The following is a 16,912-nucleotide window of genomic DNA, read 5'->3' as shown; positions in this document are numbered from 1 at the left end:
AGGTGCCTGGCTATGATCATGGCAGTTCTACTGTAAATGCTTCAAACATTTCCGGCTCCGGCATGATAAAGGCTTTGAATCTCAATTTCTTGCTTCCTGATGCCTTAAATACTTGTTTATATAGGTTTCCTTCTACCCTTTCAGCAAACGGTGCCTTCTCGATAGTGAGGTCTTCCCCATCAGCCGTCTCAAGGATGGTTGGATTTTTCGTCAGCTGATCATCATAGGCAAATTCACTGTCCACTTTAAAAAACACGGTGGTGCTTTTCTTTGTCCTCTCTATGTCCGTTACCGTTATTTTGTCTCTGCCTCCCTTCCCGAGTATAGCTGGAAGACTGCCCTCATCAAGAGGAATCATCACTTCTTCGGGAGCACTATGCTGATCCGGCAGCTTATAGGGGATAATGCTCAAGGATTTTGTCCCCTTTTTTACCGGGGAGTATAACATACTAAGCGTTGCTTTCTCCTTGCCGTCCACAGTATCACCATGCCCGCTGCCAGACAGCTGCCTGAGCGCGAACCCCCGGTCATCGACAATATTGAAATGCAAATCTGTATAAGGATCCAGCTTTGTTTGTTCCAGATCGGCTGTCAGACTGACTGAAAGATCCGTTCCTGCAGGGCCGAGCTTAACCGACTTCACATTCACTTCCAGCCCATTAATATTTTGGGTTTTTTTCGGCCGGATGACCGTCACTTCCCCCGACTGTTTGACCGGGAATTCAAATTCCCATTTCCCTGGCATAAGGCCGACCGCATCTACCCTGAACTTCATGGTGAACTCCTCAGGAAGCTCTTCTGTCGGATTGATATCCAGGATCCCCTGGTATTTTGCCGGTGTAACAAACTCCCCTGACGATCCTGAGCTAAAATTGATTTCCTTGCCATCCACATAAATGGCCGGCCGCTCCATTTCTCCGATTGCCAAAAGCGATTCATGTGTAAACCCAAAGGCCAGCCTTGTTCCATCATAAAAAACCTCATTGATGGTCAAAGTGATGCCTTTATCTGTTGCCGATTTGCCAACCTTCTGGGTAAGGCCTTTTGCACCGGCGACTTCCAGCCCTTCATCTCCCGAACCGCTGAAAAAGGTGCCCACAACCGGGATTTCTGAAGCAATTTTTGCGAGAGCAGGAGAATATATAGCCGAACCGATAAATAAGGCAAACCCTGCAGCAGCTGCACTGATTGTGTAAAACGCTTTCCGCCTGAAGGTTCTTTTCGTCTTGGTTTCGCTTATGGCCCTGCTTATAATTTGATCCAGCTTATCCTCCGGCACAGCTATCTTTTCCATTTCTTCCTTGAATTGAGGGAATTCGCTATTCATTGACACACTCCTCCTTCATCTTCTCCCGCAGGAGCCCGATTCCGCGATGAATATTTGTTTTCACAGTTCCTTCCGGACATTCGAGGAAATCCGCAATTTGCCTGACTGAATAATCGCGATAATACCGGAGGATCAAAACGGTCTTATATTTCTTCTCCAAGCCCTTTATCAGCTCCAGTAATTCAGAGCCGCCGTCTCCCGGCACATAGGGGGAAGTTCTATCTTCCAGCGCTTCTCTTTCCATCGGGATGACCCTGCTTTTCTTTTTCAGCTGGTCCATGCACGTATTAATCAGGATCCGCGCCAGCCAAGTTGAAAAATACTGTTCTTCCCTTAGGTTTCGAATGGATATGAGTGCTTTATATACCGTCTCCTGAAAAGCCTCCAAGGCATCCGCCTCATTTTTCATATATAAGTAAGCCATCTTATACAGCTTCTCTTTTTCAGCCTCCAAGAGGTCCTGGAAGGCCTTCTTATTTCCCTTTTTCGCCTGCTTCACTTTTTTTATATCCATGCCTGCCCCTCCTTTCTTTCTGCTTGTTAGAGTGCTGGGAGATGGGAAACGTTTCAAATATGGAAAATTTATTGCCCTCTCAATTAAAATAATTGATGTCGTGAATTGCCAGCAGAGTCTTTAAGATTGTTCCTGGACAAAATAAACCGGCAGGATACCCCTGCCGGCCAGCTGCCGCTATTCCTGCGGCTCTTCTATTTTTTTGTTGATTTCGACGCGTTCTTTCCCCATAAAGAGGATGGTCACTGCCGCAATTCCGATCGGGATGAGGGCCAGCATAAATATGATGGTGATGCTGTCTGACATCCCCGCAATGATTTTTTCAAGAACCGGGGCCGGGATTTTTGCCCGCTCCGCCGGTTCGAACAGCTGCTGCGGGTCGCCCATCGGCATTGCCCCGCTGCCCTGCATGCCTTTAAAAGCATTCTGCAATTTATCAGCAAACACATTCTGCTGGACGATTCCGAAGATGGTAATGCCAAGCGTCATGCCAAGCGAACGTAAGAATGAGTTCGTTGAGTTGGCTGAACCGCGGTATCTCGGATCCAGGTTATGGATGGATGCTGTCGGTAGCAGTGAAAACGAGAACCCTACGCCAAATCCTGTGAGAACCATGAAGATGGTCAGAGCCCATCTGGCTGTATCCGGCGTCATATTGCCAAGCAGGAGCATCCCGGTAAAAAAGGAGATGACCGAGATGACCATCAGATTACGGTAGCTGGTTTTCGTCTGGAAAATACCGCCAATGGCGCTGCCTGCCACAGATCCAAGCATCATCGGCGTCAGGATCAGCCCTGCGTTTTTAGCTGATCCGCCGTACACTGCCTGGACAAAAATCGGGATGTACACGGCCAGGACAACAAAAGTGCCTCCATAAAGAAAAGCAAGGATCTGGGAGGTTGCGAAAAGGCGGCGCTTGAACATCCAGAAAGAAATGATCGGTTCATCCGCTCTCGTCTCCACCCATAGAAATGCAAAGAAGAAGATGACGAAGCCGGCAAACAGGCCGATGATCTGGAAAGAATCCCAGGCGAATTCCTTTCCGCCAAGCTCAAGGCCGAACATAAGGCTGACAACTGCAGCCACCAGGGTGAAAGCACCGGCCCAGTCGATTCTCTGCTTTTGATAGTCATTGGATTCATGATAGTACTTGATGATCAGGAAGAAAGAAACGATCCCGATCGGTACATTTATGTAGAAAACCCAATGCCAGCTGATCCAGTCGGTAATGAATGCTCCGAGCAGCGGGCCCAGGACACTGGCTGTTCCGAACACAGCCCCCAGCAGACCGGTCATTTTCCCCCGTTTTTCAGGCGGGAAAATATCAAATACAATCGTAAATGCAATCGGCATGAGGGCTCCTCCGCCAACCCCCTGGATGGCCCGGTATACGCTGAGCTGGACCATCGACTGGGCAAGCCCGCAAAGGGCAGAGCCGATCAGGAATACGGCCAGTCCAAAAATAAAGAAGCGCTTGCGGCCGTACATATCGGAAAGCTTCCCAAAAATCGGCATGCCCGCCATGACGGTGACCATATAGGCTGAAGTGACCCAGACAAACTGTTCGAATCCGCCCAGGTCTGCCACAATGGTTCCCATCGCTGTGGCAACAATCGTGTTGTCCATCGCTGCCATCAGGATGCCCAGCAGAAGCCCGGCCACTACCAGATTTATATTCTTTTGTTCTGCCACGTTAACCCTCCGTTAAAACTGAATTAGTATAAAGATGAAATCTATTCAATTTTAATTTTTATTCTACTAAACATCAATACTGCCCGTTCGACAAACTCTTCCATCGGGGCACTGCGGCATCTTATTCCCCGTTAAGAAACAGGGTTGCACTCACATATTTCTTTGTGAGTGTCTTATAGTAGGCTGACAGCACGGTAAGGGCTGCGGTTGTCAGCACATTGGATACAAGCTCCTTTTGAGATCCGGTCAATTCTGTTAATACTTCCACCGCTTCCGCTGATTCTCTCCGGATTTCCTGCTCGACCTGAAAATGTGCAGTGCCTTCAGCCAGCTTCCGGGGATGCACTTTTTCAAAAATGCCGGCGTATCCAGCATAGAAGACGATCGGGTCGATGACATCATCTGACCTATCTTCCGGATTATTAAAAAGAAGAGTCAAAATCTTGCGGATCGAACCGAAATCCAAAGCCGACTTCAGATCCTCCACAATAAAAAGAATGGCCGCCTGGTCTATGGTATATTTCTTCCCCGCCTGGGGCGCTCCGACCAGCTCGCGCATTTCCCTCTTCACCCAGTTCTGCACAGCTGTGGATGAGAGGCTGGTATACTCGATCTGATTTCCGAGCGAGACAATCTCGTTGACACTGAAGCCCGGAACCGGCGGAGTTTTCCTCATAATTTTTTCAAAAACCGCCGGCAAATCCGCCTCTGTGAAAATCTCCAGCTTCTTCCCATATATATTGGTCAGGCGGCCCGACTTCCACGCTTCCTGCAAAACTGCCTTCGGATTCTTCTCCCCTTCCCCTCTGAGGGCAAACAAAAGCTCCGCCATCCTGGCCCTCGACAACTGAAACAACTCCATACTCACTCAACTCCCGACCGATACTTTGTAACCCTATCCTAAATCTTTCCTCTGACACCGTCAACGGTGCTTCAGCGTGCCAGGCACCCTCCGTGGACAAAAATGGCGGTTTTGTTTTTTTGCGGTGCCTGGCACGAAGTTTTTGGCAAGGTGTTTTATACTTGCTTATTTGCGCATAATCATATAAAATAAGGTCAAGTTACAAGTTCAAATGACCTTAAAATTTTATATAAAAAGGATGAGAAAAATTGGGTAAAAGGATATTTTACTTTTTATTGACCAATGTGCTGGTTCTGTTGACCATCTCGATTATTTTTTCACTGATCGGCGGCGGAAATTACATCAATGCACAGGGCGGGATTGATTTTGCTTCCCTGCTGATACTCAGTGCTGTCATTGGTTTTTCCGGATCCTTCATCTCTCTGGCAATGTCGCGCTGGATGGCAAAGCGGATGATGAATGTCCAGGTGCTGAAGCCTGAAGGGTCTTTATCTCCTTCTGAAAGGCAGATTGTTGAAAAAGTCCACCGCCTCTCAAGGGCAGCGGGACTCACACATATGCCGGAGGTCGGAATCTATCATTCCCCTGAGGTTAATGCATTTGCGACCGGACCTTCCAAAAAACGTTCATTGGTTGCAGTATCGACTGGCCTGCTTCAGGAAATGGATGACGATGCCATTGAAGGCGTCATTGCCCATGAGGTTGCCCATATTGCGAATGGCGATATGGTGACCATGACCCTCCTTCAGGGTGTAGTGAACACTTTTGTCGTCTTTCTGGCGCGTATTGCTGCCTGGGTGGCATCACGTTTCGTAAGAGAAGAAATGGCGCCGATTGTCCACTTCATCGCCGTGATAATCTTCCAGATTGCATTCTCGATTCTTGGAAGCCTCGTCGTATTCGCCTACTCAAGGCATCGCGAATACCACGCTGACCGCGGCGGCGCAGACCTTGCCGGCAGGGATAAAATGACTCATGCCCTGCAGATGCTGAAAGCCTACTCTGCCCGCATGAAAGGCGAAGAGCAGACAGCGATATCCACCTTGAAAATCAATAATAAAAGCAAACGATCTATATTCTCTACTCACCCTGATCTGGATGATAGAATTAAACGTTTAAACAGCTGATATACCTGATGCTGGCTCGTTAAAGGCCGCCCTTCCCCCGGCGGATTTAGCGGGCCGGCATTTTTTGCTTTCCGCTTCCCTCAAACAGAAAAAGCACTGCTGCTGCAGTGCGTCTCCTATCCTTCCTTTCAACTGCACATTTATTATTGCGTTCCCCGCTTAAATTTTTTTAAAAGAGAACCCGCTATAAGAAAGATACGGAGTTTTCTTCTTAATCAAACGTTTGATTAAAGAGGCTTAAACACTTGGGGCATCTGCATTCTTCGGTTCTGAAGCCTGGATGGGGAATTGCCGGATGACTTTCCTGATAAAAACGGAAGAATATCATAGTACCTTTCTTCAGGGAGAAATTATTTTTGTTTGCCATATAAAAAAGTTCACAAAATGTTCACTTACGAGGCGGTTCCTTCTCTCCCTATAATAACTGGGTATCAAAAGAAGGGATGATGAAAGTGCCGACAACGAAAAAAGAAAGCCTGCAGTTCGGGCTGATGATGTGCCTGGGAATGGTGGCAGCTATGACCACTTATAATCTCGTAATCAATGGAATGATCGGTGAAATACCGTTCTCTTCGTTAATCTTTCAGTATATCACCGGCTTTGCTGTGGCGATTGTACTGGAAATATTCATCGTAGGTCCTGCTGCCGGAAGGATTGCTTCTATGCTGCCATATGACAAATCTAATAAATTTTTCAGCATTGTTTCTATGTCATTATGCATGGTAGCGGGAATGGTTCTCCTTATGTCTTTATATGGACTCATCACTGCCTATTTCACCGGACACCTGGCTGGGGGATCATGGGTGCAAAGCTACGGATCAATCGCTCTTAAAAACTTTATCTTCGCCCTGCCCCTGCAGCTTCTTATCATGGGGCCGCTTGTCCGTTTTCTTTTCGGGAGGTTTGTTAAAGGCAAAGGGATGGCTGGTTCGGCAGTTTGATAGCTTGGCCAATAGAAAAAGGGCGGTGAATCCGCCCTTTCTACTTTATTGCCTTTAGATGAAACACACAAGATTGGTAATCTCCGCCGCGCTCGGCAGTCCTGCCGTTGGCCCCGTTGAATTCAACGGGAAGCTGCAGTCCTGACTGCATAAGCTCATCGCCATAATACCTTATGCTGCTTCCAGAGACCTGGTACATCACTGAAGGCTCCAGCCCTGAAAGCTTCAGGGTCTGCTGCTTTGGAGGGTTCGCTGTTGCCAGTACCTTATACCAGCCCACAAGCGCCTCTGTCTTGTCTTCATTGACTGTCAGCCAGGCTGTTTCGTTCCCTTCAAAAGGACTCAATAATCTAGTAAAAATGCCATCCCGTATTAAGCTCCGATGCTGCTTATAAAAAGAAACCTGCTCTGAGACACTGACGCGCTCTTCTTCTGATAGATTGAGCGGATTCAGCTCATAACCGAATGTTCCGAAGAAGGCCGCATTGGCCCTGGAAGATAGCGGAGTCTCTCTTAAGGTCTGATGATTCGGGACTGCTGATACATGTGATCCGATGCTGTACAGAGGATAGGCAAGAGAGGTCCCATACTGGATCTTCATTCTTTCCACTGCGTCTGTGTCATCGCTCGCCCATGCCTGCGGGGCATAAAACAGCATTCCGGGATCGAACCTGCCGCCCCCGCCTGCACAGGACTCAAATAAGACCTCAGGGAATTCTGCTGTCAGCTTTTCGTACAAGCGGTACACTCCAAGAATATAACGGTGGAAGAATTCTCCCTGCTGTCCGGCAGTGAGCTTCCCCGAAAAGGCTTCCGTTATATTTCTGTTCATATCCCACTTTATATAGGACAATCCTGTTGTTCTTATGATGCCTGACATTTTTTCATATAAGTATTCAACAATTTCCCCGCGGGAGAAATCCAGCACCAGCTGATTCCGCCCCAGCGTATTGCCTACCGCCCAATCAGGATGCTTATCATACAGGCGGCTGTTCGGACTGATCATTTCCGGTTCGAACCAAAGCCCGAATTTCATCCCGGTATCTCTTATTCGTTCTGCGAGCTTACTCAGCCCATTCGGAAGCTTGGCTTCGTCTGTTTCCCAATCACCGAGAGAAGTGGTGTCATCATTCCGCTTGCCAAACCAGCCATCATCCAGGACGAACAGCTCGATGCCCAGATCGGCGGCTGATTTTGCGATATTCACGAGCTTTTCTTCGTTAAAATCAAAATAGGTGGCTTCCCAGTTATTGATCAGGATCGGCCTTTCCTGGGTACGCCATTGCGCGGGGATCAAATGCTTCCGGTAAAGGTCGTGGAAGGCCTGAGACATTCCGTTCAGCCCGCTGTCAGAGTAAACCATCACCATCTCCGGAGTCTGAAAGGACTGACCTTCTCCAAGCGACCAGTGAAACCCGAAAGGATGGATGCCTGCCGTCAGCCTGGTCACATCATAATGGTCCACCTCTGCCTGGATGATGAAGTTGCTGCTGTAGACAAAATTGAAGCCAAACACCTCGCCGCTATGCTCCGTTGCATCAAGCCGCGCTAATGCGGCAAACGGATTATGGTGATGGGAGCTTGCCCCCCTAATGCTTGATATCGCTTGAATTCCGGCCTCCAGCCTTCTTTCCTTAATATGGCGCTCCCTTGACCAGGTACCTGCCAAATGGAGGAAGCGGAAGCTGCTATCAGGGAAATCAATCGATGCACCCATCAATCGGTCTATTCCGAGTGGCTCTCCCCCTTCATTTATGAGCATTGCGCTTCTTGTAACCACCGGCAGATTCTTGAAAATAGTGTAATTCAGTACAAGCTCGGCCTGCAGCTTTTCATCCCTTAAAAAGATCTGGAGTGTGCCCGCTTCCCCGCTCTCATCTGTATAGGTGGCCGGAAGCCCCTCAAGCCGGGGCTTTCCTTCCATCACCTGAAACCGGTCAAAGCGAAAATCCGGAATATGATTCAGGCCATCCTTTTTGACAAGGATCGCAGGCTCCCTGAAGTCAGAGCTCCCGTATACTGGATATTCCTGGCGTATTGTTTCCAGTGAGAATGCCGGATCATCCTTATAGGGATGGCAGCTCGCCGGGGTCGGGACATCATAGACCTGAAGGTGGGAAAAATCCTCCCGGTGCCGCAGCGCCTTTCCATAATATAGATGGCCAAGCTGGCCGTTTTTCATGACGTGGAAAATATAGCTGACCTGCCCATTTGTCAGATGGAACTGTCTGGTCTCTTTATTTGCATGTATTAGCATAAAATCACCTGCTTCAAAAAATTCTTACACCCGCTCAATGACAAACTCGAATACCATGTCTTTCTCCGGCTGGATTATATGTTCGCTGTGGACAGGAGCCCCCCAGCTGTCATCGCCGCCCACACCCATCTGGCGGCCGGCAACGGTCACCACTGTATAATGGATATCAGGCAATTCATAGTGATGGTTTGCATGCTCCAATTCAAATGCCGTGTATGGAGAGACTGTACACTCAACCGGCTCCCCTTCTGCTGAGATCCTGATGCCTGAACCGTTATGATTGGTTATGTCCACTGTGCGGACGCCGGTCCGGTTTCCGGACTCCTGCGGCATCACATAGCCGGAGACATTATCCTTCACTGTGTTCTGGAATCTTCCAAGCCTGGCTCCCCGATTACGGTCATCATAATTTTCTTCCGGCCCAAGGGCGTACCAGTCAAGCTTTTCATATTCAGCCGGCACCTTGAAGGAAAGGGCGAAAATTGGCATTTGCGGGAGGTTGTCTGCCCCGCTATAAACGGATTTTACATGCAGTGAGCCATCACCGCGGACTGTATAATGGACCGCTGTGTTCATTTCTTCACTGATGGAGAATTGATAGCGGAATACGATTTCCGCATAGCCCGCTTCTTCCTTCACTTCAACCGCTGTACACCGCCTTGCCAGGCTGGCCGCATACCACGCCCCTGATGTAAATCCTTGTGCAAATCCCCTGTCATTGTCGGTAGTGGCTCTCCAGAACAGTGGGAAGACCGGATAGGAAATCATTTCTTTTCCGGCATATTTCAGCGAGACAAGTGTTCCAGCCTGCTTAGAGAATAAGATGGAAAAATCGCTTCCATGGACACCGATATTTACGTCTCCTTCTACAACCCTTAGTTTCCCAAGCACTGCTTCAGCTTTTTGCTCACCTACCACCTCAAAAATATATTGGCCGAATGCAGTTTCATGCCCCTGCTCAGCCCATTGCTCCGGCTCTCTGAGGAGAAGAGAAGCTGTAATGCAGTACTCACCAGCCTTCTCTCTGATAGATTCAGGCCATTCGAAGGCTGCATATCCTTCTTCTCCTGGATTTGCGGACAAGGACGAAAATCCTTTGAAAATCTCTTGTCCCTCATGCTGCAGTGTATATTGCAGGTCGTACCGATCCAGATTCGTAAACAAGCTTTCATTTTTAATCCTGGCACCGGCCCATTCTACTTCCAGCTTAAAGTCCTGATACAGGAATTTCACTTCCTGCATTTTCGGGGACAGCTCGCGGTTGGCATATACAATGCCGTTCGTGCAGAAGCCATAATCGGTCGGCCGGTCGTCAAAGTCCCCGCCATAGGCCAGGAATTCTTTGCCGAAACGGTCTTTTTTCACCAGTGACTGATCAATATAATCCCAAATAAAGCCGCCCTGGTACATCGGGTATTTATTTTCCAGATCAGTATATTTGTACATGCCCCCAAGCGAATTGCCCATCGCATGCATATATTCACAGCTGATGTATGGCTTTTCAGGATCTTCGGTCAAGTATTTTTCAATATCAGCCGGCTTGGCATACATCCGGCTTTCCATGTCGCTCGTTTCGCTGTAATTGCGGTCATAAAATACCCCTTCATAATGGACGAGCCTCCCGGGGTCCTTTTCCTTGAAGTATTTTGATACATTCAGGATTACGTCACCTGCATATGATTCATTCCCGCAGGACCAGATCAGGATGGATGGATGGTTTTTGTCGCGCTCATACATGGAATTGGCGCGGTCCATGACGATATCCTCCCATTCCAGCAGATTGCCCGGGATATTCCAGGAAGGCTCGACTTTGCCCATCTTCTGCCACGACCCATGCGTTTCAAGATTCATTTCATCAATAACGTAAATTCCGTATTCATCACAAAGCTCATACCACAGGCTCTGGTTTGGATAATGGGAGGTGCGGACTGCGTTGATGTTATGCTGCTTGAGCGTCTTTATATCCCAAAGCATATCTTCCCTGGTGATGGCCCTTCCCGTGCGGCAATTGAATTCATGCCGGTTGACGCCCTTAAAGACAATCCGCTGTCCGTTCAGGGTCATGATTTTCTGTTTCATTTCAAACCTTCTGAAGCCGATTCTTTCCGGCACAACCTCTTCTACGCTTCCGTCTTCTCCATATACCGTAAGATAGAGCTTATACAAGTTAGGCTGCTCCGCACTCCATAATGCAGGAGAGTCGAGCCCAATCGTGAATTCCCAGCTCCCGCCGCTTTCAACTGCCTCTCCTGAGGAAACCAGGTTCCCAAGGTCGTCATATAAATCTGCTGCAATCCGTGACGGTACATCACTGCCCTTCAGCAGGTCCAGCCTTCCCTTGAGCGTCCCCTTGGTAAAATTGTCATCAAGCTCTGTCCTGACATCCAGGTCGCGGATGTGAGTGCCAGGCACCGTATACAGATACACATCCCGGAAGATGCCGGAGAAGCGCCAGAAATCCTGGTCCTCCAGCCAGCTTCCTGTACTGCGCTGGAATACTTCAACAGCCAGCTTGTTTTCCCCATCCTTAAGGTATGATGTCAGCTCAAACTCGGCCGGAGTAAAGCTGTCCTCGCTGTAGCCGACGAATTCTCCGTTCAGCCATACATAAAAAGCGGACTCCACTCCCTGGAATGAAATATAAAGAGGCTTGCCCTCCATGGTGCCAGGAACAGTGAATTCTTTTACATAGCTCCCGACAGGATTAACGTCCTGCGGAATTTCCGGCGGACGGACATCAGCAAGCCCGTCCCATGGATACATCGTATTTGCATACTGAGGCTTGCCATAGCCCTGCAGCTGGATATGCCCAGGGACATTGATATAATCCCAGCCATCACACGAAAAGCCTTGTTTATAAAATTCGGAAGGCCTCATAGCAGGATTGATTGAGTAATTGAACTTCCAGCTGCCATTCAAGCTGTGTCGCATGCTCATGGATGAACCAGCCTTGGCTTCTTCCAGCGTTTTGTAGTATTTATGATCTGAGTGTGCGGGGAGGCGGTTCACCGCAAACACACTTACATCTGAAAGCCAGTCTATAGTAGGAATTGAAGACATTTTTCCGTACACTTCCTTTTATAAAAAGTTTATTTAACCGATCCCATCATCCCTGCCACGAAGTGCTTCTGCATAATGAAGAAAATCAGTGCAGACGGGAGGGTCGCAATGACGATGGCTGTCATGATTACACCATAGTCAGGCGAATAGCTTGAGCCTAAGTTTGAAATCAAAAGCGGTATCGTCTGGTTCTCTGGCGACTGAAGGACAACCAGCGGCCAAAGATAGCTGTTCCAGCTTGCCATGAAGGTGATGATCGCAGCTGCAGCATATGTTGTTTTCATGGTTGGCACATAAATGCGGAAAAAGATGCCCAGCTCAGAAAGACCATCGATCCGCCCGGCTTCGAGAATATCACGCGGAAACATCTTTGTGCTCTGCCTGAAGAAAAAAATCAGGAAAGCCGTTGTAATTGTCGGCAGGACGGCTGCCGTCAGGGTATCGATCCCGATCATCGGCATGGTCTGCGAAATGGTTCCGAACATGCGGAATAAAGGCACCATTAAAGCAGCAAATGGAATCATCATGGATAAGAGCAGGATGTTGAACACGATATCCTTCGCCTTGCTTCGGTAAATCTCGAACCCGTAGCCTGCAAGTGAAGCAATCAGAAGGGCCAGCAGGGTCGTAGAAATCGATATTTTCGCTGAATTCATCAAAGCCGGCACTAAATCAACCGTATTCAGGAGATTTGTAATATTTTCTATAAGATGGCTGCCTGGAAGCAATTTGCCTTTCGTCACATCGGCTGACCTGTTTGTTGAACTGACGATCATCCATAAAAATGGAAATATAGAGATGATAGAAGCCGCCACCAGCACGGTATACGCTATTATACGATTCGATTTACTCATTCTTATCACCTGCCACTCTAAACTGAATGATGGAGAAAATGACGATCAGAATGACAATGGCATATGAAACCGTTGCAGCATAGCCAAAGTCAGGTGTGTACTTAAAGGAAAGATTATAGATATATTGAGAGATTGTCATTGTTGCGTTTGCAGGTCCGCCCGCAGTGATATTCATGACCTCGTCAAACAGTTGCAGTGTCCCGATTGTCGATGTAATAGATGTAAAGAGAATGATCGGCTTCAGCATGGGCACCGTTATTTTAAAGAACTGCTGGAAAGAAGAGGCGCCGTCCATTTTGGCTGCTTCATAGATTGACTGATCCACGTTCTGCAGAGCCGATAAATAAAAGATCATATTATATCCCGTCCACCGCCAAGTGATTGCCACAATGATCGTCACTTTTGCCCAGAAAGGATCGGTGAGCCACGAAATCGGCTCTGCAATGATCGCCATCTTCATCAGCATAATATTGATGATTCCGTCCTGGCTGAAAAGGTACTTAAAGATGACCGAGTAGGCAACCAGTGAGGTCACACACGGCAAAAAGATCGCTGTCCGGAATAATCCCTTCCACTTAAGCGTTTTATTATTCAGCAATACAGAAAGGAATAAAGCCAGGATAATCATCACCGGCACCTGGACGATCAAGAAAATCACTGTATTTTTAAGCGTCGTCAGGAAAGTAGGGTCCTTCAAGAGCCGGGTATAATTATCAATTCCGGTGAATTGAAGGTTTGCGCCTGTCCCTGACTGAAACGATAGAAGCAATGCCTGGATCATCGGATAAAAGTAAAATAAGCAAATCAATACCGCTGCAATTGTGATAAACGACCACCCAACTGCCCCATTCTTTATTTTAAGCCTTCTGCTTGGCCTTGCTGTGCCAGGTCCCTGCCCTGGCTTTGCTGCTGCCGCTGTCTGGCTGGCTTTTGCCGGCATCATATTCATCAGCTCCCAACCTTTTTCTAGTAGGAAAAAGCCCCGTTCATCCGCCTGATAATCAGTTCGCTCCATTAAACCGAAAGGAGTAGCCGGCGAATTCCCGAGGCTTAATTTTATTTAGTTTTATTGAATCTGCGCTTCTGCCTGTGCCTGTGCATCTTCAAGTGCCTTATCCAAATCTTTGCCCTTCAGATAATTCTGCATTTCAACTGCCAGGATATCTTCAATGGCATAAGTGTGCAAACCATAGTTTACTTGAGGAATCTGCTCTGTCCATTGAGCAAAGTCAGAAATAACCTCCTGGCCGCCGAAGAAGTCGTCGCCTGATTTATACGCCTCTCCCTCTGCTGCCGGCTTGTAAGTTCCGATTGCACCGATCTCCGTGTTCAGAGTCTGATAAAAATCAGCATCGGATCCAAAAGTCTTTGTCAGGAATTCTGCTGCTTTCTCTTTACCAGGGATATTCAGAACGTACCATGAGCTTCCCCCGAGATTTGAGGCATTTACTGATCCTGAAATGCCTGACTGCTTCGGCTGAGCCGCTACAGTCCATTTTCCGGACTGGTCTGCTTCGGCTTTAATTGATGCCGTGATCCAGTTGCCTGAAGGCACTGTTGCCACATCCCCGCTGTTAAAGCCTGCAACAAACTGGCTCCAGTCTGAAACCGGCTTAACAAGGTCCGCATCCAGGATTGCCTTGTATGTCTCAAAAGCTTCTTTCAATGCTTCATTGTCTGCCAAATCAGGTGTCTTTCCATCTTCTTTCAAATACCATGATCCGCTTGACTGAATCATTGTGCGGATCAAGCCCAGATCTTTCGGGTCTTGAGTCAGCATATGCTTGCCTGTAGCTTCTTTCACTTTTTTGCCGATTTCAATATATTTGTCCCAGTCAATGTCTTGAATATCTTCAGGTGTATAGCCGGCCTGCTCCAGGTAATCTGTCCTGAAATAGAGCCCTGTTACACCTGTATCAAACGGAAGTCCATAATTCTTGCCATCAAGGCTTGTCGGAGCGATTTTATATTGTGCGAAATCATCTGCACTGAATGAATCTGTCATTTCGTAGAACATATCAGGATAAGCCTGCAAGAAGCTTTGTGCGCGATAGTCCTCAATCAGGACGATGTTCGGAAGGCCTTTTGTCGTCCCTGAGCTCAAGCTTGTGTTCAGCTTTTGGATGATGTCAGCCTGTGCATTTTCAACAATTTTGACATCAAGCTCAGAGTCCTCTTTCTGATAGGCTTCCTTTGCCAGTTCAAGTGCTTTGATGTTGAAGTTTGGATCCCATGCCCACACTGTTATTTCATTTGTATCTTTCGATTCTCCTGAAGCATCTTCAGTATCTGACCCGGAAGAACAGGCAGACAGCATCAATACTCCGATTAATAAAAAGGCCAGCAGCTTTTTCATTGATTCCCCTCCGTCCATTTTTTGTAAGCGTTATCTTTCTGTCTTTATCCTAGCATTTCGAAGGAAGGAAGTATTAGGAGGATTTTTCTTAACATTTGTAATATCTTTGTTTTATGAATGCGTTTTCATTTACAGATCCTTGGATTTTTTTTAGAAACTTGGACGATTTCAAGCTTTTAAGAGCGGTATCATAATGCGAATGGTTGTCCCGTCTCCCGCTTTACTGGAAATAGATACACCTGCATCATCCCCATAAATGAGCTGCAGCCTTTCATGAACATTCCTCACGCCTATACCGGTGAAAAGCTGCTGCTTGCTTTTAGCAGGCATTTGCTTATCTTCCTCAATCTCCATTCCATCACCGTTATCCACTACCTCGCAAATCAGGCTGCCGTTCTCCTTCCAGATCAATACATTGATATAGCCTCCGTCCTTCCGATTGAACGCATGGAAAAATGCATTTTCCATAAAAGGCTGGAGGATAAGGTTGGGAATAGGCTCATCCAGACAGTCCGGAGAGGCAAAATAGTTGGTTTTGATTCGGTCCCCATAACGCTTTTGGTTAATAAAAGCATAGTTTTTAAGATTTTCGAGCTCCTGCTTGACTGTTACCGTTTCACTTGGAGAGCCGATTGTATTTTGGAGCAGCGATATAAGCGCCATGATAGTGTTTTCCGCCTCCTGCCTGCCGCCCTGCTGGACCATAAATCTGATTGATGTGAGCGTATTATATAAGAAGTGCGGGTTGATCTGCTGCTGAAGCGCGGCCAGCTCGGCGTTGCGCTTTTCCTTCTGCGTCTGCATCAGTTCCTCGACATAGTCATGAAGCTCGTCCAGCATACTGTTGAAGGCATGGGCGATTTTCTTTGTTTCATAGGTACCTCCCACAGTCACATACTGGACAAAATCATGCTTGGCAGCTCCTGAAATCTGACTTGCCAGGGTTGAAAGAGAATTTGTCAGCCTCCGGGAAGCAAAAAATACAATAAATAATATGATGATTACAATTAAAATAACAATCTGGGCAATGTCGCTTTTATCAACCAAATCTCCGAACGCCACTTCTTTATCAATGATATTGAACAGGTATAAGTCAAAGGAAGGCAGGTATTCCATCAGGATAATGTGTTCCTTTCCCATGAAATCTCCTACTTTATAAGGCTCAGTTCCTTCCAATTCCTCAGTATAGCGGCGGAGATCAGCCGATGTCCGGCCAATCAAATCCGATCTGCTGCTGGAAAAAATAACGCCCGATTTATTTGTGACGAACACATTATTTCCCGGGCTTGTATAGCTGGCATAAAACTTCTTGAATTCTTTTTCCTGGATGGCAAAATACAGCTCCCCAAAATCCCTTCCTGAAATCGGCTCCCTGATTGCCCTTGATGCGACGATGAAATTCCTGTCATCCGATTCAATGTCCTTTCCGGGCCTGTAGTCATACTGATACATAAGCCTCTTAGGATTCCGGAGCGTATTCTTCCGGATCGCGCTCCTTCTCAGCTCCTCGTCGGTTATGGGCCAGTAGGGCCGGTCGGTTGCATAATCCATCCCATTTTTGCCCGTCACCACAATGCCTATCTCATAAGCATCCAGATATGATGTAATCCGGTTCATCTGCTGATACATATTAAAAAAGGAAATCATCTGTTCATATTCCGTTTCTCTTTCACTCAGTATCCGTTTGACAGCCCCATTTTGGAGCACTTCATTTGAAGTATTAACGATAGAATAGTGAAAAGATTCAAAGCTGTCCTTCACCTGGTTCATTACCTTTGAATTAGTGATGCTGAACCTGTCGATAAAGAACTGTTCAGACATCCGGACCACTGTCACAGTCAGCACAGCCGAAACCGAAATGATAATGAACACTGTGAAAAGGAATTGTTTCATAAAAAGTCCGTTAAGTCTCATAAACTCTC

Annotated in this window: 12 protein-coding genes; 2 read left to right on the top strand and 10 right to left on the bottom strand. The window is 47.4% G+C overall.

What is annotated here, in order from left to right; genetic code table 11:
• Positions 1 to 16 precede the first annotated feature (16 nt).
• The 4 genes from AC4E8B_RS02665 to AC4E8B_RS02650 all read right to left on the bottom strand — a co-directional run bounded on the left by AC4E8B_RS02665 (position 17) and on the right by AC4E8B_RS02650 (position 4,395).
• Positions 17 to 1,327: a DUF4179 domain-containing protein gene (locus AC4E8B_RS02665; protein WP_490216845.1), complete on the bottom strand. Its 1,311-nt coding sequence runs from the start codon at positions 1,325 to 1,327 to the stop codon at positions 17 to 19.
• Complete coding sequence (locus AC4E8B_RS02660) at positions 1,320 to 1,841, bottom strand: sigma-70 family RNA polymerase sigma factor (protein ID WP_490216843.1); 522 nt, start codon at positions 1,839 to 1,841, stop codon at positions 1,320 to 1,322. The genes AC4E8B_RS02665 and AC4E8B_RS02660 overlap by 8 nt, the downstream gene beginning before the upstream one ends.
• 177 nt (positions 1,842 to 2,018) lie before the next feature.
• Positions 2,019 to 3,533 (bottom strand): MDR family MFS transporter, encoded by a 1,515-nt coding sequence (locus tag AC4E8B_RS02655; RefSeq protein WP_490216842.1) that lies wholly within the window; start codon positions 3,531 to 3,533, stop codon positions 2,019 to 2,021.
• 121 nt (positions 3,534 to 3,654) lie between these two features.
• Positions 3,655 to 4,395: a DUF1836 domain-containing protein gene (locus AC4E8B_RS02650; protein ID WP_490216840.1), complete on the bottom strand. Its 741-nt coding sequence runs from the start codon at positions 4,393 to 4,395 to the stop codon at positions 3,655 to 3,657.
• Positions 4,396 to 4,643: 248 nt separating this feature from the next.
• Between AC4E8B_RS02650 and htpX the strand changes: the two genes are divergently transcribed.
• Together htpX and AC4E8B_RS02640 are read left to right on the top strand one after the other, a co-directional pair.
• Complete coding sequence (gene htpX, locus AC4E8B_RS02645; RefSeq protein WP_490216838.1) at positions 4,644 to 5,522, top strand: protease HtpX; 879 nt, start codon at positions 4,644 to 4,646, stop codon at positions 5,520 to 5,522.
• Positions 5,523 to 5,974: 452 nt separating this feature from the next.
• Positions 5,975 to 6,463 (top strand): DUF2798 domain-containing protein, encoded by a 489-nt coding sequence (locus tag AC4E8B_RS02640; RefSeq protein ID WP_490216837.1) that lies wholly within the window; start codon positions 5,975 to 5,977, stop codon positions 6,461 to 6,463.
• Positions 6,464 to 6,503: 40 nt separating this feature from the next.
• Here the strand turns inward: AC4E8B_RS02640 and AC4E8B_RS02635 are convergent, their stop codons facing one another.
• The 6 genes from AC4E8B_RS02635 to AC4E8B_RS02610 form a co-directional block, all read right to left on the bottom strand.
• Complete coding sequence (locus tag AC4E8B_RS02635) at positions 6,504 to 8,720, bottom strand: alpha-galactosidase (RefSeq protein WP_490216835.1); 2,217 nt, start codon at positions 8,718 to 8,720, stop codon at positions 6,504 to 6,506.
• Positions 8,721 to 8,744: 24 nt separating this feature from the next.
• Complete coding sequence (lacZ, locus tag AC4E8B_RS02630) at positions 8,745 to 11,780, bottom strand: beta-galactosidase, LacZ type (RefSeq protein WP_490216834.1); 3,036 nt, start codon at positions 11,778 to 11,780, stop codon at positions 8,745 to 8,747.
• A 29-nt stretch (positions 11,781 to 11,809) separates the two neighbouring features.
• The gene (locus AC4E8B_RS02625) at positions 11,810 to 12,634 is read right to left on the bottom strand and encodes a carbohydrate ABC transporter permease (protein ID WP_490216833.1); all 825 of its coding nucleotides are present in this window, start codon (positions 12,632 to 12,634) and stop codon (positions 11,810 to 11,812) included.
• A complete protein-coding gene (locus AC4E8B_RS02620; protein WP_490216831.1) occupies positions 12,627 to 13,577 on the bottom strand; it encodes a carbohydrate ABC transporter permease in 951 nt (316 codons plus the stop codon). The genes AC4E8B_RS02625 and AC4E8B_RS02620 overlap by 8 nt, the downstream gene beginning before the upstream one ends.
• 123 nt (positions 13,578 to 13,700) lie before the next feature.
• A complete protein-coding gene (locus tag AC4E8B_RS02615; RefSeq protein WP_490216829.1) occupies positions 13,701 to 14,990 on the bottom strand; it encodes an ABC transporter substrate-binding protein in 1,290 nt (429 codons plus the stop codon).
• Between the two features lie 168 nt (positions 14,991 to 15,158).
• A complete protein-coding gene (locus AC4E8B_RS02610; protein WP_490216827.1) occupies positions 15,159 to 16,904 on the bottom strand; it encodes a sensor histidine kinase in 1,746 nt (581 codons plus the stop codon).
• Positions 16,905 to 16,912: the final 8 nt, after the last annotated feature.

This window comes from Bacillus sp. SRL543, from assembly GCF_984799205.1.
The sequence above is the reverse complement of the archived record's forward strand: the minus strand, read 5'-3'. Positions and strand labels throughout refer to the sequence as shown.

Excerpts from the sequence above, each read along its gene's own strand:
- lacZ (WP_490216834.1), bottom strand. The coding sequence starts at position 11,780 with ATGTCTTCAATTCCTACTATAGACTGGCTTTCAGATGTAAGTGTGTTT.
- AC4E8B_RS02610 (WP_490216827.1), bottom strand. The coding sequence starts at position 16,904 with ATGAGACTTAACGGACTTTTTATGAAACAATTCCTTTTCACAGTGTTC.
- AC4E8B_RS02620 (WP_490216831.1), bottom strand. The coding sequence starts at position 13,577 with ATGATGCCGGCAAAAGCCAGCCAGACAGCGGCAGCAGCAAAGCCAGGG.
- AC4E8B_RS02665 (WP_490216845.1), bottom strand. The coding sequence starts at position 1,327 with ATGAATAGCGAATTCCCTCAATTCAAGGAAGAAATGGAAAAGATAGCT.
- AC4E8B_RS02660 (WP_490216843.1), bottom strand. The coding sequence starts at position 1,841 with ATGGATATAAAAAAAGTGAAGCAGGCGAAAAAGGGAAATAAGAAGGCC.
- AC4E8B_RS02625 (WP_490216833.1), bottom strand. The coding sequence starts at position 12,634 with ATGAGTAAATCGAATCGTATAATAGCGTATACCGTGCTGGTGGCGGCT.
- AC4E8B_RS02650 (WP_490216840.1), bottom strand. The coding sequence starts at position 4,395 with ATGGAGTTGTTTCAGTTGTCGAGGGCCAGGATGGCGGAGCTTTTGTTT.
- AC4E8B_RS02615 (WP_490216829.1), bottom strand. The coding sequence starts at position 14,990 with ATGAAAAAGCTGCTGGCCTTTTTATTAATCGGAGTATTGATGCTGTCT.
- AC4E8B_RS02635 (WP_490216835.1), bottom strand. The coding sequence starts at position 8,720 with ATGCTAATACATGCAAATAAAGAGACCAGACAGTTCCATCTGACAAAT.